Genomic DNA, 23,728 nt, shown 5'->3' on the forward strand with positions numbered 1-23,728 from the left:
CCAGCCGGGAGTTTTAGTCCACTACATAAGTTCCGTTCACACCGCAAGAAGATTTAAGTTTGGTTGAAAAGTTTACGGTGCTGGCACCTTTCCTCGCAAGCTCGAGTGTGGCCTTACAGTATTGTAGTGCTTCCTCCATTTTTCAATTAGAACTTGTGCCTCGAAAAGTGAGTAAAAGATTTCGCCATTCAAAAACTCATATCGCATCTTACTGTTAAACGATTCACAGTAACCATTCTCCCAAGGACTTCCCCGCTCGATGAACGGAGGCACAACCTCGAGTTGATCCAGCCGCTTTACCAACTTCTTCGCCACAAACTCAGGGCCGTAATACCTACGGATGCATGAGCCATCAGCCAAACACGGTCGTCGCCTTTTGGGTTACTTCTGAGGGACCTGTAGCCCTTCTTCGCGCCAAATTGTATAAACACATCCTTACCCACTTTCCACCCTTCATTGTTCAATAAATTTGTAACCTGCCTGTAACCATAGCGGCCATACTCCGAGGCTAAGTCAGTCACTCGGTTTCGGAGCATTTCCTTTTCGTCATTGGTTTGTGGCTGATACCTCTGAGTTGTTCGTGCTTGCCCGATCACATTACAGGCACGTCGCTCGCTCACGCCATGGTTTTCCATGGCTTGATTGACGGGGCATCCCTGCGCCTGATCGGGCTTAGAAATTTCCCTCTGCTACATCTTTCAATATAGCCATATCAATAGCCTGATCAGCTACATGCGTTTTAGGCGGGCATTTTCTTTCTCAAGCCCCTTGAGGCGCTTGGCCTGGTTAACCTTCAGGCCTCCGTACTCCTTGCGCCACCGAATGATAGTTTGTGGGGTAACACCCACCTTCTTAGCTGCCTGCTCGAGCTTCAGGCCCTTGCCTTGCTCTAGCTCAACTGTGGGTAAATGTTGGATAATTTCTTCTGGGCATAGCGCTTTCTCGCCATCTCGACCTCCCGTTGTGAGGCCCATCTTAACACAAAGCTTGGACCTGGTTAGCCCGGGCAGGTCACTGCTCCTTAACAAGGGACAAATGGCTTACAGAGAACGAATCGTAAACAGGCAGGTCATCGATCTTCAAAAAGAACTTGAGGTCATCGAAAAAATGAAGATCCTCCGCAAGCAAGGTTTTAGCTATTGGAAGATTGCCGATGTTTTAAACGCCATGGGTATCCCAACTAAAACTCGAAAGGCTGAATGGCGGGCCGCAACGGTGATGAAAATTCTGAAAAGAGCGGATTCAAAATGGATAGTACAGTAATAGCTTACGTGCTTATCCGTTATTGATAAAAAGCATCTGCTCAAGTAGCTTAGCGCAACGTCAATATCTAAGGGGGAGTATGAAATTTATCTTTTCATTTCTGATGTTGGTTCTGGTTGCGGCTCCTTCCTTTGCCGCAGAATTAGATCACTCCTGCTTCGTTGCGAAGTCTATTCAGGTCTTCAATACAGAGACAGGCGCAAACACATTTACACGTGGAGCTACAGCCCGTTTTGACGTCACTCAAGCAGATCATGAAGATTCCTATGAGGTTCCAATTCTTGCGCGAGATGGGGCTAACATGGGAATAGCGAAAGTGGACACGGGCACTCTATTAGGAACTCCTGTAGGTGATTTGATCCAAGCACATGCCTATGTCGAGGTGAGCGGCACACCAGAATATTTTGGATTGGTTTCATCTACTGAAAGTCCAATGGCCCGCAGCTACAGATTTTTCACATCTGAATTTGGAAAAGAAATGACGATGATTAATATCGATCTTCAGTGCGAGATCAAAAAAGAAGTCTGATTTGTTAATGGTGGAAGGGTTAAAATTAAAGAATGGGTACAATTGCAACCTATTTCATTCATCGACAAATCTCATAAAAGTTGCAAGAATTTTTCGCGTGATCCCACCACGCCTTTTATAAATCAGAATATTTTCTGTCTCGCCGGTCGATTGGTTCTTAAGAAAAACAACATCCCAAATGGTTTCTCCATTCACGCGAACAACGTATGCCAGGTTGGTATCGGAATTATAATATCCTCCCGTCGAAGGCCCCAGTTCTAGTTTTGCTTGTTCAATACTTTGTCCAACGAAGTATTTTTTTGATATTAGATCCGCGACCATAGTGGATTTTTCATTTGTTGCAGCCTCACGAAATTGCTGAGACACAAAAGGGGAACGGCCCCAGTATATTCCAGCCTCCCAACCGAACATATAATTGTCAACCCTATAGAGAACACAAAAAGCAAGAACTATGAGAGCAAGAATTCCGAGCCCACGACCGGACCACTTTACAGCCTTAATAAGATGAGTCATCGGGAATTTCACCAGTAGGTTTAAGAACAATTAAATCTTTGTTTTTTAGACTCTTGAACGCTTCCTGATAAAGATTTTTTGCAGTGAAACGATCTTGCTGGTCAAGATTCAACGCAGCCTCAATTCCCTTTCTGTTATTATGTTCATCAATTCGACGATCGGGGAAATTAAGTGGTTGTCCACTTTCATGGGCGTTCAGATATTGTTCTGCCAGATTTTTCCCAAGATCGTGGGTCAAAAAACCCGCCCACACGAAATGTCGGAAAGCATCGGCCTCGCCATCTATGCTTCCTCCCTCAAAAAAACGGCCCATTGCGAACTCACTTCGAGCCTGATGCCAAGCGACTCGAAGAGATTCATAAGGATGTTTGCGAATCAGCAGCTTTTCCTCATCCGTCAAGTTTGGATATAGAACCCCTAACTCCGCTAGAGTTCGTTTAAAGAACTGCTCAAGTCGATTTATAAAATAGCTTGGATCTCCTATGATTGAAGCCAAAGCAATTCGCTGAACATCTTTTCTTAGCGGGTTAAGATAGTATTCGCTGGGATCAACCGTTTTGAGGGTATCTGAGAAATTATAAAAATTTAATATTTGATTTCGGTATCCATCACTAAGGCTGGTAGCAAGGATGTCAGATTTAGGTATTTTTGAAAAAAACGGTTTGTCCGGTAGACCATAAGACGATTGCAGGCCTTCTACATTTTTTCGAAACTGTTCATATTCGTAGTATTGACCCTGAATAAAATGAATGAGGCCCCTCAGATCAGTTGCACTAATATCCTCTGCTACAGAAGTTCCGATTTCGATGGCTTCTTGGCGTGTTGCCGAGGGTAACTGTTTGACAGTTTCGGAATCAATTTTATTCAATAAATTTTTAAGATGATTTGGGTAATTTTCATAATAGGTTTTATTCGAAAGATTCCATATGAGTTCTTGAACGGATTCTTGGCCCACCTCTGGATGGGTGGAATAATACTTTAGTACCCTAGAAGAAAGAGGAGCTGGTGGATCTCCCAAAATCCATTCAAACACTTCATTTGATTCTGGGGAAGAACGGTTTGGATCAATGCAGAATGAAGTCACTCGCATTTTGAGATTTGTTTTCCCTGGTATCAAAATTTGGTGATTGTCTCGAATGTGAAGCAGGCTTTTATAAGCATCAAGCGCTTGACCGATCTTAGCCCAAGTATCCGGCTGAACTTTTCCTTGTTTCTTGGCGACAATCAAATCTTGAGTAATTGAGTTCAAAAAAGATTCAAAATTCTTTCGGTCGGTGAAATCAATCTTGTTAACGTCAGCTACACTTTTTTTAATTTCGTCGAATGGAATGAATTTTTCTTTTTTTTGAAATTGGCTACAAGCTGTCGTTGTTAACAACAGTATCGAGGTTATTACAGCGCAAATCCGTACGCAAAAAAATCTCATATTCCTAAATTAGACTCATTAAATTGATCCAAATAGTGTTTATATAAAAATCGACGATTGCGCTCCTTTCCGGTGATCTCAAAAAGTATTTCAGCATTTACAAATTTTTCGATCAAGCTGTTCACGTTTGCTTTTGAGGATACCCCCGTTATCCGAGCGACAGATTTGGCATCTACAACGGGCTGACTATAAAGTTTGTTCAACAATTTGATGGCCGTTTTTGCGTTTCGGCCAAAATTAGAAGTCAATTCTAAATGTTGTTCTCTTAACTGCGTGATCCTCTGTGCGGTGGCGACCGCGTCCTCGGCAACGGATCGAACTCCTTCCAGGAAAAAAAGGAGCCATTGGTTTACACCACCATCCTGACGGTACTTATCAAGTTTGTCGTAGTAGTCTTTCCGATAAACTTTGAAATATTCCGAGAGATAAAGCAAAGGGCGCGGCAATACTCCTTCTTTATATAAATAAAAAGTTATAAGTAAGCGTCCCATGCGACCATTTCCATCTAAGAAAGGATGAATGGTTTCAAATTGTGCATGAATGAGACCCGCTTTGATCAATACTGGTAATTGAGTTGAAGACTCATGAAAGAATTTTTCAAGATCCGACAGAGCCTGCATCATTTCATGATGGGGAGGTGGAACAAAACTGGCTGTTTGAATCGTTGGTCCACCGATCCAGTTTTGAGTCTTGCGAAATTCGCCAGGAGATTTATGATGTCCTCGGACGCCCTTTAACAATTTGGCATGAATCTCTTGGATCAAACGCCAAGATAACGGAATGGACTCTATTCTCTGCACACCATAATTTAGAGCTTGAATGTAATTTTTAATTTCATCCACATCCGATGGGGTATCCGCATCGGGCAACTTTGCTTCGGCCTTTATATAGTCAATCAGTGTCGCTTGAGTTCCTTCGATTTGACTTGAGTGAGCCGCTTCTTTTTTAACGTACATGTAAATGAAAAAATCCATATCAGGAATCAACTGTTCAACGGCAGCAAGTTTTCCAAGCGCCAAATCGCCTTTAGAAAGTTGATGTATAAGGCTTGGGTTCCACGACACCAACCCCTTTGAAGGAAAAGGGTGTGGTATAAATGCCTTGAAACCCGCAGGTTGTTGTCTAAATATCCCAATTTGAGACATGAAACTTATCCAGTCCTTTAGTTCTATTTAATTATTTTAAGCAGAACTAAAGAAAACGCAAGTTCTGTTTGGATCGTCGGTGGGGAGTGGTTGTTAACTTGGCGGAAAAAATCTGTATATACGATAAATTGGCTCAGGCGGACAACTCCTGCACCAAGCCAAGATTGAATATAATGATAAAGCCGAAGAATTGGCAACAAATTGACTCATACTGTTATTATACAAAAAAGTTCTGAAATGACCGCCGTACCGAGGCCGGATTCCTACCAGCCCAATTGATGCCCTCAGAGCTACCAAATAGCGTTGGTGGCAGTGGAGGGTGTGACGATGGATTTACTAAATCGATTAAATAAACAAGCTGCTGAGTTGTGGAAGAAGCACGTCGATTGCAAAGACCAACAGAAAAAAGAACAACTATTAAAACAATACAAAAATGCCTTTAGCCAATATGTGAAGCACAAAGAATGGCTGAAAGTAATGGCGTCTTGATACATGTCCATTTGGTTTGTCGCTTCATTGACCCATGGTTCAGGTTCTCTTAGCGTGAATCTATGAGGCAAATACTTCTATTAATGGTTTCGCTGGGAATTAGTTGCCCGATATGGGCCAGTGACAATTGTAACCACGATGCAAAAACATTTCGCTGTGTGAAATACATCCGCAACTACGACGCTGACACCATCACCTTTGATATTCCCAACGTTCATCCGCTCATCGGAAAGAATATTTCAATACGAGTTCGTCACGTAGATACACCAGAAATGAAAGGCAAATTGCCTTGTGAAAAAGATGCGGCCAGAACAGCAAAAAGGCTGATCGAAAACCTTCTCAAAAATGCCAAAAGAATTGATTTAGAAAATGCAGACAAGGATAAATATTTTCGAATATTGGCGGACGTTGTCGTTGATGGAAAATCAATTAAGGACACCTTGCTGAAAAACAACCTTGCCTACACCTACGAGGGCAAAACAAAGCAAAAACTGAATTGGTGTAGTCGATCCCCAGCCCATAATTAATGAGTATAGGCTCCCGTACTTAGACTTTGATCCAGACTCCAATTCCCACGGGGCTTTTCACATTGACCTAAGTTCATCATCGGCCATTACCACGGTACACGTAGTCGTCTTTATCTAATCAGCAAAGCTTTTGTCGACGATAACTATATGTAATGAATGATGAAGTTAAAATAGGTCCGATCCTAAAGCATTTAATGAAAGCCAAGAAAATGACTTTCAAGAAATTAAGTCATGCTTCGGGCGTACCTATTTCAACGATAAAAACTTGGAGTGCTGGCGTAGAACCAAAGTCCCTATCCCATGCCCGTAAAGTTGCCCGAGCCCTAGACGTTTCGGTCGAGTATCTTGTGTTTGGCGAATCCTCAAGCCAGAGTTCAGACATAGGTAACCTATTAACAACGCAACTATTTAGTGGATGGTGCAAGGTAACTATTGAGATGCCTGTGACTTCGCCGATCCTGAGGAAGAAGGAGTAGATATGACTGGAGCACAGATTCATCAACTTCAAACGATACTGATTGCGGCAGCAATTATTTTCGGATGCTTTTTAACTTACAAAAAATTCTTTGAAAAGAAAAAGTGAGGCTGACGTGAAAGTACTATTTGTCACGCTGTTTATGTTCGCCCACGCCGATTCAGCAAAGAACTGCACTTACAATAACGATGTTATGGTAAGTTGTTACGATAGCATCAGCGAATGCAAAAAACACGAAAATGCAACGCTTCGCTGTCGGGCAAAATTCTTTACCATTAATGACCTACCTAAACCAAATAAGGGAACCTGCCTCTGGGTGAAGGAGGGAGATAAATGGAAGAATATCACCTGTACGGATCTAGCAGAGGGTTGCAAAGCCCAGCAGAAAAGCTTTCCATCAAACATCGTCTCCGAGTGTCGTTAAAGGTGAATTGTTGATTAAATGTATCAGGACCTGTCTATCGCTTATTTTCTTAATCGGGTGTTCCTCCGCTCCTGTCATTGAGTCTTCAGATAATCCTCTCGATCAATACATGAAGGCTAAAGATGAACGGAATGAATCCCGTGGAGTCTACTCTCTTGAGTTCATGAGATCACAAGCCGCCATGTATCTGCTGAGCCAAGGTAAGACAGATTTAAAATCAGGAAATTCGATTCGAGCCGTTCAAAGGTTTGCGCAAGCGAGGGAACTTAATCCCTGGCATGATGACATCAAGGACTTTTACGTCTTATCAGTAAACACTTTGATTAAGGTCACAAAGCGCCTCTCCAACGAGAAATGTGAGGTCATCAACGACAGACTCGGGTTCATTTATTCGGTGGCGGCGGACCGAATGACGGAACTACTTGATCTGACTTCCAAATGTAGCTTTCGCGTTGGAGCTTCCTCAGCTGCGGAATTCCATAACCTGCCTATTTCAGAAAGTGGCCAAAGTATTCAAAATAAGGAATTTGAATCGCTGTTGGAGGAAGCTGAAAATAAGGTGAAGAAAAATCAGTACGTGCCCAGGAAAGAGCTTCTATTCCTTGGCTTGTCCTATCTGAATGGCCTGCAGATTAATCTAGGAAAACCAATGATTGGCGCCGAAGTAGATGATCTAAAGAAAGTACGAGTTCTTTCGCCCATATCCACATCATATAATGGGGAGATGACTGCCGAAGAATATTGCAAAAAAACTCGAAAGCTACTCCAGGATTTAAATTACGAAAGGGAAATTGCTGACACTGACGATCTTCGATATCGCCCAGATGGGTATCTTACGTGCAGGCACTACTATGACATAATCAGACCCATTTCCTTTTATACTTCTCCAAATTTTCGGAGAAACTCCACAATATTTGGCCTCTTCCTAAAGATCTAATCGTTGATTTCATTTTCACTTATAGAAACGGAAGGAAGAAAGCATATCGAAATGTTATCAGTACGCTTACCCAGCCGGACCATGTTCAATACGGAACAGGCATGAAGCTGATGTATACAGCGGGTGATTTGCCCTTTGTTCTAAAATACTCCAAAGTCGCCGATTCAGAGAAAAGATATGTATTACGGGGTAAAGAAGAGTTCATTGAATTTGAATTGCCATCTCACGAATTGGCTGGCTTGGACCAAATCGAAATGAAAATTGATTTCCAGGAGACGTTCAAAGATAGCTACGAAGAGAACAATAAGAAGCGTGGCCGTCATGGTCCTGGTGGATTGGTATTTGATAATTAGACAAATCTCTCTTCGATAGATCTCCGTCATCGGACTCACGCATAACTAAAATACTGGCAAAAATCGTATTCCATGGAAGGAAAAGAAAACGTCGGACCAACTTCACCTTTAATGATGTTTCCCCGATCAACCGACTGCATCAATGGTGCCGGCCTCAAAATATTGATCCTTGACACATTTTCTCGCTCTAGTTAGCCTCGTTGCTGGTTAGGCAGAAACCTTGCGCCTGCGCACTAAAGCTTGCACTCAAGCACTGCCATTGAACGATTGTTCTCTAAATCATATAAACTAAACATCGCTCAACGATGTTTTGGAGCAGGCGACAAAGCGTTGGTGAGTAACATGTGAGGTTTATATGAAAGAGAAGTCTCTAGTCCAAACGTCTGATATCAAGAAAAAAGCCAAGCAGCTAAAGAAGGAAAAATCCTTGAAGCATCATCATGCTCTTGATGAGGCGGCAAAGTTTTTTGGATTGACAAATTACAAAAATTATCAGAATGAATCGGATGCCTACCGTAAGAAACTCGAGGCATCACTGGAAGCCGGCTCTCTGATTGCTATGGAAGAACAAGATAGGAAAATTGGCGAAAAGCTCAAGCTTATCAAGCCGGTCTTCGCAAATTTTAATGTTCCCATCCAGGATTTGATCAATACATTCAAAAAAACAGAATATGCGGATGACGCCGTACAGTCCATTTGTGAAAAGGAATCCTCGCTGAAAGAATATCTCGAGCTATACTTCTTAAAAGATTCGCTTGAAGATTCCGATTGGGACCTTGTCACGTTTGCCCCTTATCATATTCCCCAAAAAGCCTCCTTAACGAATTTAGTCTATAAATTCGGCAAGGATGCATTCGATGAAGAAACTGATTCGGAAGATCTCTTTGTGGAAGGTGAATATCGAATACAGTGCAAGATCATGTTTGAGCATACTCAAGATGACATAAGAAACTGTCATCCTGGTTTTTTTGATGATCAATTTTTGTCTGGTACATTTGAACTAACAATCGATAGGAACAAAAGGATCACTATCGAGAATCTAGATATGGGGTATGATTTTTAGTTTTAACCCTGTCGAAATGTTTTAAAAATATTTGAGCTTGAACACGGGGCTATCGATAAGGTTTTTCTTCCGCTTATCGTAGCCCTGAGTGGTCTTTACGTTTGAATGGTTCACCAGTTGAGAAACTTTATACAAATCACACCCGCTCTCCAGTAGTGATCCAATGACAGTTGCTCTCGCGCTATGTGGGCTGATTTTGGCAGTGATCCCGATTTTTTTGCAGTGATATTTAATAATATAATCTACGCTCGTAGCTTGAAGCTTTTTATTGGTGCCGGATCCCCAGTTGTTAGTAGCGGGCTGAAATAGCGAGTCGCCAATTTTTAACTCCCGTCCACATGATCGCATATGACCGATGTATTGTTCGAGGTGAAATATAGCCGCGGGATGAAGCGGAACCCGTGACACCTTTCCTCGCTTACCTATGAACTGAATAATTTTGAGCCCCTGATGTTCCTGGTAATTTTCAAACTTGAGGTTAATGAGCTCGCCCTTTCTCATGCCAGTTGAAAACAGGAGTACCAATATTGCCTTATGAAGCGGGCCAGATTTTTTGGTGAGATCCACCGAATTAAGCAGTTCTTTGACTTGGTCATCGCTAAGGTCATTAGTAGGTGTAATCACTTGATCGGTCGGACGTTTTATATTGGCCGTGGGATTGGACGTCATTAGTCCTTTTTCAATCAAAAATGCGCAGTAACTCGCTATAGCGGCGAGTTTACGTATAACTGTCTTTGGGCAATATGGGTGCCGCCCTCCAATTCTAGGCGCTTGTAAGGTGTTTCTAAATGCAACTACGTGCATCTTCTGTAGCTGCTGCGTAAGCGATTCAAAACCCGTATTTTTCAAGCTTGAGAATCAGGTGATGAAATGATCTTAGCGAGGCGCTCGAAGTCTTCGAGGGATTTGGCCAGTGGTAGCTCAGTGAGCAGTCGGACCATGGCTGTGTAAGGATTCACCCCATTGATTTTGGCTGTTACAGTGAAGCTGTACATGAGACTGCTGGCCTCAGCTCCTGCGGGGGTATCGGAAAACAGCCACGCATTCCTTCCGATGGCATACTTGCGGATCGCTCTCTCCGTAAAGCCATTGTCCGCCTCCAGACGCCCATCCTTGAGGTAGCCTGTCAGGTACTTATACTCATTCAAGAAGTAGCGGAAGGCCCCTCCGATCTTGCTTTTTGCTGGAACCTTGGGCTGATGCCCTTCAGCCCACTCCTTCATTTCTTTCCAGATGGGCTCAGCTATTTCCAACCTCAGGCGATACCGCTCATCAGAAGACTTCTCGCCGATCTTCTCTTCCAGATCGTAGAGTTTTTTAAAGTAACCAAGGCCTGTTTCTCCAAGACTTCGGCCGGACTTAGCCCCATCCACTGTGGCGGATTCAAACTTCCTGCGGGAGTGCATCCCACATCCTATGCGGATCACTCCTCTTGTTTCTCCAACACATCGTAGGTATTCAATCCGTCATTGCAGATATCCTGTAATCCCGTCCAGAAGCTGCCTGGCTGCTTCCTGGCTCCAGGAGATGCGATAATCAAACAGAACAATCTTCTTGTCCCCGTAGGGCGTGCTCCTCACCCACATCCACGATTTGTCTCCGGCCTTCCTGCCATTCTCTTTGAGAACCTGCACTTGCGTCTCATCCACGGCCACATAAAAAGAGGCGAGTAACCGGTCTGAAAGAACATTCCAGACAGGCACAAGAGCCTGCGCCACTTGCACCACCCAGCGGGCCATCGTGCTGCGGGGAAGATCAACTCCCTGACGATCCATGATCTCCTCAATCCGGTACAGCGGAAGTCCATCGCAATATTTGGATGTCATAATGAAGGCAAGTAACTCAGGAGTGGCAACCCCCTTAGGGATCACAGAAGGCACAGGCGGAGCGGTCTTCACATAGTCCCCGCTGTCCACTCCATACTTGGCCCTCTCATAGCGAATCACACTGACTTTGGCTGGCTCATACTTGAGCTTCTCCGAAAATTCCCAACCAATCACCTTGAGAGGTTGCCCCTCTTCAGAAAAACGCTCATTTTCTGGAAGCTCGATCTTCACCACTTCTCGCTCAAGGTTCTCGGGTATTGGACGACGATGACCCGCTTCCTTTTATGCCCAGGAACCCGTGACTTCGATCTGTGCCTCATCCTCTTCAGGTGTCCCTTTGGAGGCTTCAAGTTCCACTTCGTTGAAGAGCATCTTCTGCTCGGGCGACACCCAAGTCTCCGACTTTTTCCCAAACTGCGCCCGCTTAAGAGAACGGATCTGCTCATGCAGCCAAGTGACCTCACTTTGCAAGAACTTGATCTTCTCTTCATCGAGACGAACACGTGCTCTCAGTCCTTCATTTTCTGAGGACAACTGTTCTTGTTTTGAAAATAGCTCCTGCGCTTGCATGCGAGGGACTCTTCAACATTTTCTTTGAAAGATCAACAGACTCTTTCAAAATTTATTTCTGAAAATGGCCTCATTTTCCAAACATCATAACCTTCCAGAAGCCAACTCAATTGCTCTGTGGATATATGGACGACTTCCTCCACAGATTTCTTCGGCCATGGGAACTTTTCCACATCCAACTGCTTTTGCCATAGACAGAACCCACTTCGATCAAAATACAGAATCTTGATCGTGTGCCGTCGTCGACCACAGAACACGAAAAGATTTTTCCCACCCAACTTTCCCATTTGGGCACTCTCCACAATCTGACTCAACCCCGGAATCCCACGGCGTAAATCCACAGGATCCCGATGCAGAAACACTCCCTCAAATTGGCTGGGAGATTTCATCAGTACCTCCCTACAGATAAAAAATCAGCTCGGCCACCCACTGCGCGTCAGGAAGTGAATGAGCTGCTCTTAGTGTCTTAACTTCCACTGGCACAAAGTTGAGCTCAAGGACCTTCGACGTCGATTACCCCGCTCTTGCTTCCCCTCGATAGTCGATACTTCCAATTCTTGAAGCTGTGTTGTTCAGCCCCTCTTGCCGACAGAACTCGGTCTCGGGGCCAGAAAACTCTCTGCCTCCCTGATTTTGGTCTGCCAATATTCCTTAGTTTTTAATCTTTGCTCAGAATTTTTCACTCAAGCCTCCTTGGATGCGGAGTAATTTATGGGAAAAATTCAAGTCAGGGAAATAGGGTTTATGGAGCGCTCACTATGTATTGGCAGTGGCGCGGTAAAAACTCAAATAGACGAGTGTTCATGTACTACGACAGTACATTGAAAAAGAACGTGCGCCTCAGGGTTGGCGAGATTCCTTCCGGCATTAATTCGGATGATGACGCCGATGCTTTTTGCAGACAAAAAGAATCTGAAATTGAGGCAGCAAAAATTCGAATCGTTCGTCGTTTGAAATGGAAATCTCGCTACCACAATTTTGAAACATTAATGGAGGTGTTCAAAAATGAACGCCTTAAGGAGTCACCTAATAATTGGAAGAATGATATTTACTATATGGAACACTACGTTCTCAATTTTTTCATCAATCAGAACACTTATTCCAACATGAATGACTGGTACATTCATTTTGAAGATTTTAAAGACTGGTTGGATCGGGTTAAAACTATTAAGGGCAACAATACATTGGCATATTCGACAAAAAATCAATGCATCAAAGCCCTCAATGCATTTTTGAAAGTCATGCACAGAAAAAACAAAGTTGATCGGGTTACTAAATGTGCTCAATTTGCTCGTCACCTTGAAAATTCAAAGTCAATCGATGAGGTCATTTCGAAATCTGACATCCAGAGAATATATTCTGAACTTGGTACAATTGACGAGACATCTGCCGCTCTATTTTTCTTATTGGCAAATACTGGCCTACGAATCAATGAAGGTTTGGGATTATCACTGGATAGCTTAGTTCAAGGGGAAATTGAGAACAAAGCCTTTCACGAGCAACTTAGAACTCATGGGATTGATTATGTCGGCTATCTCTCGCTCGAGAGCCAGCCAGTAAATCTAATTCGACTCCGAGATCAGAATGGGAGGGTGCCACGAAAGGCGTTAAAAGGGCGCAGAAAAATCGATCCTAAAAACAACAGAATTATTCCCATTATTGATAAAGAAGTGTTTAACACGCTCGTTAAGCTGTATTTCACGCAACGTGATTTATTCTCGAAGAAGAAATTTGGAGATGACCCAAAGGATTATCTTTTATTCGATGGACTGAACAAACAGCGTTTTGGGATTCACCTAAAGAAGGCATGTCAGAATTTAAAAATTAGGCACTACACGCCACACTCATGTAGGCACACATTCGCAACGCAATTTACTGGGCTAACCTTTGGGAATGTGTTTTTATGCCAGATGGTGCTCGGCCATCGTGATCTAAATACAAGTCGCAAGTATATCCACATTTGGGAGCAGATTCAGAAGGAATCAAAGTCTGCTCAACAATTGAAAACTGGAATTCAGTTGATTGTCTAAGATAGCTTTTCGAATTTAATATCAGAATTAAAGAAAATATATGCTGTGCTTGAGAGATCTCTTTTTTCTTCGATCTGATCGGAGCTCAAAAAGAGTGCATAGTTTAAGCCATTACTATTCTGAGTGCTAGGATAACAAATTCCATTAATAGAATGGAGGCCATTCTTTACATAAAATCTAATGTATTCAGTAAAAATTTGACTTGGAATGTACTCCACATGTTCACGGCCATCTCGTTTTACCGGTTTCATAATGTCGTCACGGAACATTCTAAGAAAAATCAAATTTTCTCTTTCAATACGATCGGTTGATCCAAATATTGAGGGGACATGTGGCAACTTGCTGATATCTAAAAGTCGCAAGGTCTTTTTTGTCGAAAAGGAGGCATAGGCCACCATATCGTGTTGAATTCCATAAACGTTTGAAGTCCTTGCCTCACTTTTACAAGTCTCACTTGTGGCCGAACAATAAAACAGTGAAATGCCAGCGGCACTCATCCGATTTGCCTGCTTTATCAAAACCTTTTTTGGTGGGCTGGTAATTTCCTCAAATTTTAACGGAAACGGGTTTGTGGACTGAAAAGTTCTGGCCCTGAAGAACTGGTTCCCGGGCTTAATAATTTTAAACAGTTTTAATTTTTTAAAGTCCCGAACTATTCCATCGAACATGCCTTTTGTGTCTGAAAGAAAAAATCGCTTTTTATGCTTGATAAATTCACAATATGAAGTCCAGTCCTGAAACATCACATCACTTGGATCATCTGAGTATGGGTTCTTTTTGCACCACAAGGTGTGCTCAAATGCACCCCGAACGGCATCCAATACACAGGGATTTTCAACCTCAACCAATTCCTCTAAAAGATCGTAGGTGTCAGTTGTACTGCCCAGGTATCCGCCCTCAGCAGTTTCATAGGCCATATGTTCAGCGGGATCTTCATAGTGGCCCCGTATGGCTTCTGAAATTCGTTCAATAACATCATTAATATTTCTACTTTTTCGTTTTTTGGCGCCGACGTCTTCACAATAGTCGCACCCGACGCCATCAGAACCTTCGATAATAAATTTTTTGAGTTCATCGTCTACAAAACACCGCGTGCAAACTTGGGAATCTTCGATAGGGGCCCACTTTTCCTCTTGCCGCCGTTCCCACTCTCCTTTTGCCAGGCCCATTTCCACCTACCTAAATTAACCCTGATATAAATTTTCCCTTGCCGCCGTGCTTTTTAATTACCTTTTCGATTTCGACAATTAGGTCTGCCGTTAAATCTTGGGTCTTCGTTCGAATGTATTCACCCTCTTGTTCTGAGACCCCCATCCATCCTTTTAATAATATCTCAGCCTGCGCGGAGGCGGCCTCGGCCTCAGATTCAAATTTATATTTACCCATTTTATATTTCCTTTTTCATGCGAGAAATTGAAAATTAATCTTCTGAAGATCAATTTTAAAAACATCTTTATTTTTCTTCGCCAATGTCAGGCTACTCTTTAGGTGTGCAAATTTACCATCGATGAGGCCTTTGATCGTTGTCATGTTTCTATGTCCATCTGTTCCAGCCTTGTGATTAATAGAATTCAATCCAAAGGTGATTCCGGTAATACAATCAACCGGAAATACATAGTTGGTAGGCAGCCTGAATGCTCTGACTTCTTCTTCATATGACCAGCTACTAAATTTATACTTGATATAATTATCAAACGTCGGGCTCGCAAAAATGCTAAACTCAGGTACCCGCTCGACATATTCAACGTCTATCCATTTAATTTTATCCGGCCCGTTGGCACAGGCATTCAGTTTCTCAATATCAAACTCAAGACAAAATCCACTGTGGCTTTTACAGTAGTGAGACCACATTAAAATTATGTCTGGGGACTTGCTGAAACAGCAGATCCCAAAGTTAGAAAATAATCCCTCCATGTTCTTCCAAACATTGTTTAGTTTTAATGTGGAAAGATATTTCTCGACCTCAACCTCCGAATTCATTCTGTGAATAAAATCACTATCAGGATTTCCGGCCTTTAAAACTTTGAGTTTTGTTTTCCAATCAGCACTTTGATTTGCTTTGAAGTAAAACTCATAGGGGTCGTTGAAGTTTTTGTAGGTATTAAAATAGAGATAGTTGTCCTTCAGGGGGGCCTGCCAGTATCCTTTCTCATCAAAGGAATAATACTTGTATAACTTTTTGTGATTCACAGGTGTTGCGCCTTTGGTTCGAAAGAAACTTAGGAGGTCAAACATCGTGTTCCAACCGTTCTACCTGGAATATCTGATGCCGAGCACTAGGGTTTTTCCTCTGAATCTTTCTTGCCCTTACCCTTTTTTGGGGTGGATGATTCCGGCAGTGCCAGAACTGGCGAACCATCAGTTTTTACGAAGCCCAGTGCTTTAGTTTTTTCGGCAATCTCTATATAATACTTTGAATCATCATCAGGTTTAGCAGCCGAATCCTCTTCTTCTGACTCCGGTGGTTCGCACCTAATTTCTATATTAAATCCACGATCAATTCGGTTCGCGATTTTATTCATCGAAAGTTTTAGTTCAATTTCCAGTTCATTCTTACGTCCGGCGTCCAGCTTTTTAATTGATCGCTCTTTCAGGATTTCTTTGGCTGCCTTTTCAATTCCGTCGCCAATCATTTTATTGAGGTGGGCTTCAATTCCCTCTAAGCTCTCCTTGGGGACATCCTGACCCTTCAATTCATTATGAAGTTTCTTGATCTCGAGATAATTTTTATACATAGCCAAAATTCGCTCCACGGCAATTGCGGTGCATGCCGCTACCTCGGGAGCCATATTCAAAAATATTCCGAAATCGCTTGAGGATATTGATTTAACAGTAAGGCCTGGTCTGGAGCCGGTTGTGATTTCCTCAAAAACAGAGAATATGTCCTGTAGTTCTTCGAGTTCTTTGCCTAAATCAGGTAATTTATTGTCTACAAAGGCTCTAGGAATTAATACTCCAACTTCACATTCACCCGCATCTAGCGTTTCAGACTCCAAACCCAAAGCATTAAACGACGTGACTACTTGGTCAATAGCCGCGCTTTTGCTCTTTAGTGAGGCCTGGATTTCTTTAATTCGTTCATGTGCCGTAGCTGGTGTAATTTTATTGTGCTCAAAAATTTCAGCTATGCGCATTGACAGCCGCTCACCCAAGAGATCACTCAGGCCCAGCTCAGCAAGGACTTGGTGCCATAAGGGCGAAAAGTCATTAACCTTTGATGCCTTTAGATTTTTTGTGAGCTGTTCTAGTTGATTGCTGAGTTGTTGTTGATGCTGAGGTTGTTGCGGTTGACTAACCACATTTTGAAGGGTGCTCGCCAAATTCCCAATCAAGCTTTGGAGCTGAGTTTCTTTCAGGTCGGCCTGTAAGGTCTGAGCAATTGAGTATAATTTTTCAGTGTTCATCCCCCGCGCCTTTCATCAATCAATTTCAAACATGATTTATAATTCACCCTAATGGGGCTCTTCGCTCTGCCTAAAATTAAATTGATTGAGTTTATAGCACTTTGCTTTAGGCGATACCAGTCAAATGATGCTTGGGCAGGCTTCGTGGCGATGAGGAAGTTGTAAACGTCAGCCGAACTGATTTTAAAAAAAACTATCTTCAATAGTGGGATTACTCATTCTGGAGTGACACTTTGAGTAAAACTTTTGAAGCCATCCATCGACCTGTAAACGCTGTGACGGCGACAATTCGATCTTTAAGTCCGGCCTTGAGAGATCCATTAGGCAGGATTCCTCGTGATAAAGTCTCGAACCGATGAGACTAATAGTGCAACTTGATCCTTTGTATATTTGGAATAGTGACCGTGGGCAGCATCATTTCTAAGACCAAGCCAAGCTGTTACATTTTTTTGGTCCAACTTTGTTAAAGCGCCAGCCGAAGCCAAATCAGTATTCATGGCCTCTGCTTTTTTAGGTGAACCATCTGTCTTGGTAATGTCTACTCCAGATTTCATGCACAGTTTTCTCAAATGTTCCTCCAATACACCACCCGCCAATACTGCGGCGGGGTCCTTGTAACCCTCTGAATTTAGATGTTCCGCCATATCTAGAAAGTCGGAGAAAACGTCTCCATGAATCAATTCCTGGATACTCAATAAAGAACCTGAAGCATATTCAGCCTTCAGTGCACCTAGAATACCAAATAAAATCTCCGTGCCATGACTGTTGGCCACTCCAAGTTGTTTAATGCAAGCATCCGCGTTTGAAATGTGCTTACTTCCGGCAGGAGAAAATCGGGCGATGGTTGAGTGGATTGCAGACGTTGCCTCTGCAAGGTGATTGCTATCTATCTCCTGATAGACTCCTGATTGATTAATTCTGCTGACAATTCCTGCGTACTTTTGAAGTATGCCATCAATTTGTGAAACTACAGCCTGTTGAGATAATCCAGCCATTCGAACTCCCCAATAAAAAATCTCGAACCGCTACCCTCGTTTCAAGTACGGGTTTTTTTTTTTTTTTTTTTTTTTTTTTTTTTTTTTTTTTTTTTTTTTTTTTTTTTTTTTTTTTTTTTTTTTTTTTTTTTTTTTTTTTTTTTTTTTTTTTTTTTTTTTTTTTTTTTTTTTTTTTTTTTTTTTTTTTTTTTTTTTTTTTTTTTTTTTTTTTTTTTTTTTTTTTTTTTTTTTTTTTTTTTTTTTTTTTTTTTTTTTTTTTTTTTTTTTTTTTTTTTTTTTTTTTTTTTTTTTTTTTTTTTTTTTTTTTTTTTTTTTTTTTTTTTTTTTTTTTTTTTTTGGTTGCGGGTTACGGGTGAACATTCTGCACCAAATTTTTATTGAATTTTAAGAAGGGCCCGTAATTTCCAATACCTACAAAGTCAAAATTGGCTCAGGTGGAGGGACTCGAACCCCCGACCAAGCGGTTAACAGCCGCTTGCTCTACCAACTGAGCTACACCTGAACACAGAGGTGGAGAACTTAAAATTCCCAGGATACTTTGTCAACTTTCTTCACCAAATCAATCGTTTGAGTTACCCTTTTGGCTAGGCAGGATTTCCAACCGCTTTTTGGCCTCATCAAGGTCCGAAGAACGAAAGGCTTGATTTTCAGCCAAATAAACCCCACTTTTTGAGCTCAAAATATGCAATTGAGGCCCAGAACAAAAGAGAAAACCAGATCAGGCGAAAAAGAGCTAAATCAAGGCCCTCAATCGGCACCGAAAATGGATAAGCTGCATGACTGCGCGAGCCAATTGCTAACAGCAGCAGTCTCCAACCATTCCTTTTTTCCAATTTGAAGCGTCCACTTGTCGGTTTTCCCTAAATACTCGACGGCCGCCAGCTTCGATCGCTGTAACCTGAGACAGGCACCAACTCCATACGCGAGACTTCTCGACATTTTCAGTTAGAACGTCATTGTTCGGCGCGCCAAAGAGATCATTCATGCCATCTCTCAAACCTTCAGATTTCAATCGAATCATCAAAAAGATGACGACAATGAGACCCAGAACCAAAAAATTGATCTTTAAAATTTGAGCAAGTTTCATATTCAAAGTACCCCTCAACCCGCACCGGCGATCATTGCAATCTTTTTAGAATTCGCCAAGAAATTTTTGCTTTTAAAAGATTGATCTAGGTGGACCAAGGGAAAAAATGTCAGCTACGCCCCGAGCCCCAAAGGGATAGGATTGTCTCCGTGACAAATTGCTTTTCAACCTCTAGAACCCGCTTCTCCAAAGTTTCCGCCGTATCGATTGGGAGTACTTTGACCTCTCTTTGAGCCAAAATCTGGCCCTCATCGTAATGCTCATTCACGTAATGAATTGTGATCCCCGTAACTGGGTCGCCGGCGGCGATGACGGCCTCGTGAACTCGACGACCGTACATTCCCTTGCCCCCGTGAGCAGGCAAGAGAAGGGGTGCGAATTAAGAATACTGTTGGGAACTGCTGGAGTACGGCGGGGCCGAGCCTCAGGAGAAAGCCGCTCATTAATACCCTTTCCGCTCCCCAGGCAATGAGTTGTTCACACAAAGCTTTATCCTACATCTCATCCGATGAAAAATCTCTTTTCAATCGTGACTGAGGCGATTCCATGGTGACGAGGCAAGCGCAATGGCTCCAATCCCAGGGCGACTTGCGATGAGGCCAACTATCTGCAAAGCGGAATCGGATTTCTTTGCTCGCTTCAATCAAAGGAGCCAATACCCGCCCCCTGCCCACTGGCCAAAACGGCAACTTTCACCCTTGCCGGCCCCAAAGATTCCCAGGATTCCGAAACCTTCTTAGATCCCTTGCCTGATGCCTGCTTCTTCTCTGTCATTATTAACCTCTCCTGGAGGCAAAAAAACACTCGAATCTAGATACCTCCAATGGTTCCTCTAAAGCAAACGAAGGAATGAGGTTCACGATGAACTCAGAAGCCCGCACCGCGATTAGGCCTAAATCCACTCGGTATTGGCCAATTTTGATAATTTTTACAATTATTCGCTTTTGAGGGCATTGATAACTGTCCCCTTTTGTGGCACGTCAGTTGCTGATACTACAATTTATTGGTCCCCACGCTCTTATACTCGAAGGGTCACTTGATGAAGAGATTTTCAGTTTTTGTGTCAAACCTTGTTGCTGTTGGTTTACTCGTCCTCCCTGGAATCGGATGCCAAGACGGGAAAAAAACACCATTGTCACCAAAGAAAAGGGCTCTTCTGCAAGGGAGAAGCTCCTTCCGCTTCCCAACCAAGAGGCAAGGGATAGACGCTTGCCTCGATTTACCTGCATTTAATTAAAGATTTACACTAATCGGAACAGGTATTGTTCGAGTCTTCACCGTTGATCTTTTTGTGTCGAATATTGAATCAAAATCGCTGGAATTGAGCGATGGAGCCACCAGTATTGACTCCGTGGGGGTCGATCTCCTTAAGCGCTCAAAGCCTCATGCTTCCCTGCCCTTTGCCAAAGAGTTTGAACATGGATGGATTGAGTTTCCGTTCAAGCAAGATGAATGCCGCTCCGTCTCCTTTCTCCAGACTGGAGACTCCAGCCAAGTTCCTGCCGATGGAACAGCCGCGCCCACCGCCTCAAAAAATGTGGATCAAAAGGCCACACAGTTCCCGAGGATTCTGGTGACTTCCCAGATTGTTGAAAAGAGTCAGCGTTCTATCGTTTATGATTTTATGGTGGGCAAATCCATTACTCGCTATAGGATTTACGCACAAGGTGCAGATTCAATGCTTATAAAGATAGCTTCCTATCGTCCCCCCCCCTCTCACCAGAGGGAGGCGAAAAAAGACATATCTCAACCTTCGAATCTCAAAACGCGTCCAGTGGGGAAACTTAAAAAGCGATGTCACTATCAGTCTCCGTTTGGCTCGGATTTGGATAAAAGCACTTGGCGAAGAGCAAGCCCCTCGAGTGGTTGTGGAGAGAGTAAAGAAGCAGAAGCCAGATGCGGACCCCGATAGTTTGATTTCGATACCCCTAGATGCCTATGTTGCTATGAATGCATCAAAAGAACTGCAGAAATAAAATTGCACCACAAAAGCAAGGGTCCAAGGCGAAAAGGATTAGCGTAAATGAATTCGGTTTGGATAAATATATGTTACAATTGTGGAAATTTAATATGTATTATATTTGTTCACCGGTTTTTTTCCTGTACCTCAGAAAGGAAACCCGCAACAAAGCCGGTGTCCCCCAGGTCGGGTCGCAACAAGGTAATGGCCAATACCAGAAGCCTGATCCCAAATTGTGTTTTGCCCAGAGGGGCTACCGAAGTTAAAAATTATCCCATGACAAATCAATTTTCGAAGGTGGATTTTATATATTTCTCCCGGAGATTTATTTGCAGAAAGCGAGTTCCCCACCGGCTCCCCAAAACTTCAAGCAAACAGAAGTCCAAGCGTGAGTCCAGGGTTTTAAATGGAAGCCGTGTGGAAACCGCGCCGGCTGTTTGCGAGGTTATATATATCAGGAGAGGGCTCCGACGGCGCCCGAGGCCAGACTCCATAAACACCGGACTTGTGGTGCCTCAAGATATAGGTAGGGTCCTTAATAAGCCGAGGGGGTGATAATTTAATGATAAGAAAGACTGTAGTAATTCTGTTTCTTGAAAGACAGGGCGATGATGCAAACTCGATCTTCCCTGATGTCCGGGGAGTTTCTACCTGCAATTGAAAGACTTTATTTATTCAGTGTATTCGGAAGGATGCGGGCAAAACCGCCTAGTGCTTGAAGACAAGATATTAAACAATTAATAGAACGGTAGGGGATTTACTCCGTTGGGCGTCTCCGAAAAAAAAAAAAGTTATGACGAGTAGAGAAAGATTTAAGGACCATAGAGGGTCGGGTTTCCCTTCAAGGCAACGGATGAACTAAACCATTTATTTAATGTTCAAAGTGGCAGGGATAAATGTAGAACTGAATTGGTTCAGTGAGATCCGGACATCTGACAATTGTCGGTAAGCAAAGATATCCGATGTCTTATTTTTCCCACTTAGTGACTCGCTGAAAGATTGTTCCAAACAGGCTGTTGCCATTTTTGTCCTTCATTTCAATCTTTACGGAGTCTCCAACCTTCATAAAGGGAGTTTTAAAAATGCCTTCATGAAGCTTTTCAAGCATCCTTTTCTCAGCCAAACAGCTTGATCCTCGCCCCTCTTCTTCGTTCGAGACCGTCCCGCTCCCAATTATTGTTCCAGCGGTTAGATTTCTTGTTCGAGCAGCATGTGCAATCAGTTGCCCGAAATGAAAATGCATTTGACCCGCATCGGCTCGTCCGAAAATCTCGCCATTGTATTCAACATGAAGAGGCAAATGAACGCGACCCCCTACCCAAGCACTTCCCAATTCATCGGGAGTTACAGCAAAAGGCGACAGAGTGGAACTCGGCTTACATTGCAAAAAACCAAGTCCTTGAGTCATTTCGTCGACAGCCAAACCCCTTAAGGATACGTCGTTTACCAGAACGACCAATAGAATATATTTAAGCGCATCATCTGAACTTACGCCCATTGGCACATCATCTAAAATGACGGCAACCTCAGCCTCAAAATCTGTGCCGTGTCCGGAATCAATTTGAGGGATATCTTCCCGAGGTGCAAGATAGCAGTCGCTTCCGCCCTGATACATAAGCGGAACTGTCAGCATATTCTCAGGCAACGGCATATTTCTAGATTGACGAAGCAATTTGACATGATTGATAAAAGCAGAACCGTCTAACCACTGAAATGATCGTGGCATCGCTGCGTGCATTTGGTTCTCATCAATTTCAAATATTCCATTTACATCGTTCTTGTTTAGCAAATCCTCAAGAACTCTTAGCTTGGGATAGCATTCATTCCAATTCTCAACAGCCTCACGGAGAGAGGGAGCGACTGCTTCCGCCTTCACACCGCGTTTGCCATCTCGACTCACGACAATCAATTCGCCATCTCGAAACTTCGAACTTTTAAGAGATCCCAATTTCATTTGTTCACCTCAGTTATATTGCTCATTTTAAAAGAAAGATTAAATCGAGACTTTTCTTATTTATAGGGCTTTTGTCACAAAATCCTCCAAGTCGGAGAGGCTATCGACTGAATTTATTTCCGCGATTGACCTGACAAATTGAACGAGAGCCCAACGATCAAGCTTATCCAAATGTCGATAAGACCCCATCGAAGTCCCGTCAATCCCTTCAGAAATGGTGACGAAAAGTTCTTTCGATGAACCGCCCTTTCTCCATCGAGCGGCGACCAAATCACGAGGAGGAGGAACGATACCTGCCCCACCGGGCCCGTCTCCGCGACCTCCCTTTCCATGACACGAAACGCAATACATTGTAAAGACCTCTTTCCCGCGGCTAACCATTTCCTGCGAATGCTCCCAAGGCCGTCGACCAGAAGGTCGGTTGCCCCCCAAAATTGAATCGTTCTTTGTCTCATTTTTCGAAGAACGAGGACGCACAAGGGTGAAATAGCAAGTAACCAAAATGATGAAAAAAAACAGGACTGAAATTGAAGAAACTAAGAAAATCCTAAACTTTGATTGAAAACGCTTGTGAGCCATAATTAATAATTCATCGATTCGCTGAATCGCCTCAAAACTGGCTTGCGACCAATACAAATAAAAAAAAGTAGATAATTACCAGTATCTCAGCTCGAAGTTGTTGAACAGGCATTATAAAGTCTTTCAGCCTTTCCTGTGGACTTTTCATGGCCTGCCAGCCACTCCCCCCCAGGTTTAGA

The 23,728-nt window shown here is 43.0% G+C and carries 32 protein-coding genes and 1 tRNA gene; 11 read left to right on the top strand and 22 right to left on the bottom strand.

Features of this window, described 5'->3' with window-relative positions; all coding sequences use genetic code 11:
• Nucleotides 1-72: 72 nt before the first annotated feature.
• The 3 genes from IPJ71_15670 to IPJ71_15680 form a co-directional block, all read right to left on the bottom strand.
• Complete coding sequence (locus tag IPJ71_15670; GenBank protein MBK7845096.1) at nucleotides 73-315, bottom strand: transposase; 243 nt, start codon at nucleotides 313-315, stop codon at nucleotides 73-75.
• On the bottom strand, nucleotides 297-620 hold the full coding sequence (locus IPJ71_15675) for a hypothetical protein (protein MBK7845097.1): 324 nt from the start codon (nucleotides 618-620) through the stop codon (nucleotides 297-299). The genes IPJ71_15670 and IPJ71_15675 overlap by 19 nt, the downstream gene beginning before the upstream one ends.
• Before the next feature lie 108 nt (nucleotides 621-728).
• Complete coding sequence (locus tag IPJ71_15680) at nucleotides 729-974, bottom strand: transposase (protein ID MBK7845098.1); 246 nt, start codon at nucleotides 972-974, stop codon at nucleotides 729-731.
• Between the two features lie 61 nt (nucleotides 975-1,035).
• On the opposite strand from IPJ71_15680, the gene IPJ71_15685 reads away from it, so the two are divergent.
• The gene (locus IPJ71_15685) at nucleotides 1,036-1,263 is read left to right on the top strand and encodes a recombinase family protein (GenBank protein ID MBK7845099.1); all 228 of its coding nucleotides are present in this window, start codon (nucleotides 1,036-1,038) and stop codon (nucleotides 1,261-1,263) included.
• A 79-nt stretch (nucleotides 1,264-1,342) separates the two neighbouring features.
• A complete protein-coding gene (locus IPJ71_15690) occupies nucleotides 1,343-1,792 on the top strand; it encodes a hypothetical protein (protein MBK7845100.1) in 450 nt (149 codons plus the stop codon).
• Between the two features lie 54 nt (nucleotides 1,793-1,846).
• Here the strand turns inward: IPJ71_15690 and IPJ71_15695 are convergent, their stop codons facing one another.
• The 3 genes from IPJ71_15695 to IPJ71_15705 form a co-directional block, all read right to left on the bottom strand.
• Entirely contained in the window at nucleotides 1,847-2,305 is a 459-nt protein-coding gene (locus IPJ71_15695) for a hypothetical protein (protein MBK7845101.1), read from the bottom strand.
• Entirely contained in the window at nucleotides 2,289-3,554 is a 1,266-nt protein-coding gene (locus tag IPJ71_15700) for a hypothetical protein (protein ID MBK7845102.1), read from the bottom strand. The genes IPJ71_15695 and IPJ71_15700 overlap by 17 nt, the downstream gene beginning before the upstream one ends.
• A 173-nt stretch (nucleotides 3,555-3,727) precedes the next feature.
• Complete coding sequence (locus IPJ71_15705) at nucleotides 3,728-4,885, bottom strand: Fic family protein (protein MBK7845103.1); 1,158 nt, start codon at nucleotides 4,883-4,885, stop codon at nucleotides 3,728-3,730.
• Nucleotides 4,886-5,203: 318 nt separating this feature from the next.
• Here IPJ71_15705 and IPJ71_15710 point away from each other — a divergent pair, with 318 nt between their 5' ends.
• From IPJ71_15710 to IPJ71_15740, 7 genes are all read left to right on the top strand, one after another.
• On the top strand, nucleotides 5,204-5,365 hold the full coding sequence (locus IPJ71_15710; protein MBK7845104.1) for a hypothetical protein: 162 nt from the start codon (nucleotides 5,204-5,206) through the stop codon (nucleotides 5,363-5,365).
• A 62-nt stretch (nucleotides 5,366-5,427) separates the two neighbouring features.
• The gene (locus tag IPJ71_15715) at nucleotides 5,428-5,892 is read left to right on the top strand and encodes a thermonuclease family protein (protein ID MBK7845105.1); all 465 of its coding nucleotides are present in this window, start codon (nucleotides 5,428-5,430) and stop codon (nucleotides 5,890-5,892) included.
• A 194-nt stretch (nucleotides 5,893-6,086) separates the two neighbouring features.
• Nucleotides 6,087-6,368 (top strand): helix-turn-helix transcriptional regulator, encoded by a 282-nt coding sequence (locus IPJ71_15720; GenBank protein MBK7845106.1) that lies wholly within the window; start codon nucleotides 6,087-6,089, stop codon nucleotides 6,366-6,368.
• Nucleotides 6,369-6,482: 114 nt separating this feature from the next.
• Nucleotides 6,483-6,791: a hypothetical protein gene (locus IPJ71_15725; GenBank protein ID MBK7845107.1), complete on the top strand. Its 309-nt coding sequence runs from the start codon at nucleotides 6,483-6,485 to the stop codon at nucleotides 6,789-6,791.
• Nucleotides 6,792-6,900: 109 nt separating this feature from the next.
• Entirely contained in the window at nucleotides 6,901-7,728 is an 828-nt protein-coding gene (locus IPJ71_15730) for a hypothetical protein (GenBank protein MBK7845108.1), read from the top strand.
• A gap of 101 nt (nucleotides 7,729-7,829) precedes the next feature.
• Entirely contained in the window at nucleotides 7,830-8,081 is a 252-nt protein-coding gene (locus IPJ71_15735) for a hypothetical protein (protein ID MBK7845109.1), read from the top strand.
• Between the two features lie 355 nt (nucleotides 8,082-8,436).
• Nucleotides 8,437-9,144: a hypothetical protein gene (locus IPJ71_15740; GenBank protein MBK7845110.1), complete on the top strand. Its 708-nt coding sequence runs from the start codon at nucleotides 8,437-8,439 to the stop codon at nucleotides 9,142-9,144.
• Nucleotides 9,145-9,165: 21 nt separating this feature from the next.
• Here IPJ71_15740 and IPJ71_15745 read toward each other — a convergent pair whose 3' ends face one another.
• The 5 genes from IPJ71_15745 to tnpB form a co-directional block, all read right to left on the bottom strand.
• A complete protein-coding gene (locus tag IPJ71_15745; GenBank protein MBK7845111.1) occupies nucleotides 9,166-9,813 on the bottom strand; it encodes a site-specific integrase in 648 nt (215 codons plus the stop codon).
• 176 nt (nucleotides 9,814-9,989) lie between these two features.
• Nucleotides 9,990-10,571: a transposase gene (locus tag IPJ71_15750; protein MBK7845112.1), complete on the bottom strand. Its 582-nt coding sequence runs from the start codon at nucleotides 10,569-10,571 to the stop codon at nucleotides 9,990-9,992.
• Nucleotides 10,572-10,610: 39 nt separating this feature from the next.
• Complete coding sequence (locus IPJ71_15755; GenBank protein MBK7845113.1) at nucleotides 10,611-11,204, bottom strand: IS66 family transposase; 594 nt, start codon at nucleotides 11,202-11,204, stop codon at nucleotides 10,611-10,613.
• A 48-nt stretch (nucleotides 11,205-11,252) separates the two neighbouring features.
• Nucleotides 11,253-11,540 (bottom strand): transposase, encoded by a 288-nt coding sequence (locus IPJ71_15760; protein MBK7845114.1) that lies wholly within the window; start codon nucleotides 11,538-11,540, stop codon nucleotides 11,253-11,255.
• Between the two features lie 32 nt (nucleotides 11,541-11,572).
• The gene (gene tnpB / locus IPJ71_15765; protein ID MBK7845115.1) at nucleotides 11,573-11,929 is read right to left on the bottom strand and encodes an IS66 family insertion sequence element accessory protein TnpB; all 357 of its coding nucleotides are present in this window, start codon (nucleotides 11,927-11,929) and stop codon (nucleotides 11,573-11,575) included.
• Nucleotides 11,930-12,298: 369 nt separating this feature from the next.
• Between tnpB and IPJ71_15770 the strand changes: the two genes are divergently transcribed.
• Complete coding sequence (locus IPJ71_15770; GenBank protein MBK7845116.1) at nucleotides 12,299-13,570, top strand: site-specific integrase; 1,272 nt, start codon at nucleotides 12,299-12,301, stop codon at nucleotides 13,568-13,570.
• On the opposite strand, the gene IPJ71_15775 is transcribed toward IPJ71_15770, so the two are convergent.
• The 9 genes from IPJ71_15775 to IPJ71_15815 all read right to left on the bottom strand — a co-directional run bounded on the left by IPJ71_15775 (nucleotide 13,567) and on the right by IPJ71_15815 (nucleotide 19,396).
• Nucleotides 13,567-14,739 carry an RES domain-containing protein gene (locus tag IPJ71_15775; protein MBK7845117.1) on the bottom strand — a complete coding sequence of 391 codons (1,173 nt, stop codon included), beginning with the start codon at nucleotides 14,737-14,739 and terminating at the stop codon, nucleotides 13,567-13,569. The two genes, IPJ71_15770 and IPJ71_15775, sit on opposite strands and share 4 nt — an antisense overlap.
• 10 nt (nucleotides 14,740-14,749) lie before the next feature.
• The gene (locus tag IPJ71_15780; GenBank protein MBK7845118.1) at nucleotides 14,750-14,956 is read right to left on the bottom strand and encodes a hypothetical protein; all 207 of its coding nucleotides are present in this window, start codon (nucleotides 14,954-14,956) and stop codon (nucleotides 14,750-14,752) included.
• 15 nt (nucleotides 14,957-14,971) lie between these two features.
• The gene (locus IPJ71_15785; GenBank protein ID MBK7845119.1) at nucleotides 14,972-15,760 is read right to left on the bottom strand and encodes a DUF2971 domain-containing protein; all 789 of its coding nucleotides are present in this window, start codon (nucleotides 15,758-15,760) and stop codon (nucleotides 14,972-14,974) included.
• Nucleotides 15,761-15,846: 86 nt separating this feature from the next.
• Nucleotides 15,847-16,974: a hypothetical protein gene (locus IPJ71_15790; GenBank protein ID MBK7845120.1), complete on the bottom strand. Its 1,128-nt coding sequence runs from the start codon at nucleotides 16,972-16,974 to the stop codon at nucleotides 15,847-15,849.
• 320 nt (nucleotides 16,975-17,294) lie between these two features.
• Nucleotides 17,295-17,969 (bottom strand): hypothetical protein, encoded by a 675-nt coding sequence (locus IPJ71_15795; protein ID MBK7845121.1) that lies wholly within the window; start codon nucleotides 17,967-17,969, stop codon nucleotides 17,295-17,297.
• Between the two features lie 30 nt (nucleotides 17,970-17,999).
• Nucleotides 18,000-18,329, bottom strand: a complete 330-nt coding sequence (locus IPJ71_15800) for a hypothetical protein (GenBank protein MBK7845122.1) — start codon at nucleotides 18,327-18,329, stop codon at nucleotides 18,000-18,002.
• 66 nt (nucleotides 18,330-18,395) lie between these two features.
• Nucleotides 18,396-18,471: transfer RNA gene (locus IPJ71_15805), tRNA-Asn, on the bottom strand.
• Nucleotides 18,472-18,765: 294 nt separating this feature from the next.
• A complete protein-coding gene (locus tag IPJ71_15810) occupies nucleotides 18,766-19,056 on the bottom strand; it encodes a hypothetical protein (protein ID MBK7845123.1) in 291 nt (96 codons plus the stop codon).
• A gap of 109 nt (nucleotides 19,057-19,165) precedes the next feature.
• The gene (locus IPJ71_15815; protein MBK7845124.1) at nucleotides 19,166-19,396 is read right to left on the bottom strand and encodes a hypothetical protein; all 231 of its coding nucleotides are present in this window, start codon (nucleotides 19,394-19,396) and stop codon (nucleotides 19,166-19,168) included.
• 951 nt (nucleotides 19,397-20,347) lie between these two features.
• Here IPJ71_15815 and IPJ71_15820 point away from each other — a divergent pair.
• A complete protein-coding gene (locus IPJ71_15820; protein MBK7845125.1) occupies nucleotides 20,348-20,968 on the top strand; it encodes a hypothetical protein in 621 nt (206 codons plus the stop codon).
• A 1,015-nt stretch (nucleotides 20,969-21,983) separates the two neighbouring features.
• On the opposite strand, the gene IPJ71_15825 is transcribed toward IPJ71_15820, so the two are convergent.
• On the bottom strand, nucleotides 21,984-22,970 hold the full coding sequence (locus IPJ71_15825; GenBank protein MBK7845126.1) for a fumarylacetoacetate hydrolase family protein: 987 nt from the start codon (nucleotides 22,968-22,970) through the stop codon (nucleotides 21,984-21,986).
• Between the two features lie 60 nt (nucleotides 22,971-23,030).
• On the bottom strand, nucleotides 23,031-23,549 hold the full coding sequence (locus IPJ71_15830) for a cytochrome c (protein MBK7845127.1): 519 nt from the start codon (nucleotides 23,547-23,549) through the stop codon (nucleotides 23,031-23,033).
• Between the last annotated feature and the right edge of the window lie 179 nt (nucleotides 23,550-23,728).

Source organism: Bdellovibrionales bacterium (assembly GCA_016714165.1).
Lineage (GTDB): Bacteria > Bdellovibrionota > Bdellovibrionia > Bdellovibrionales > UBA1609 > JADJVA01.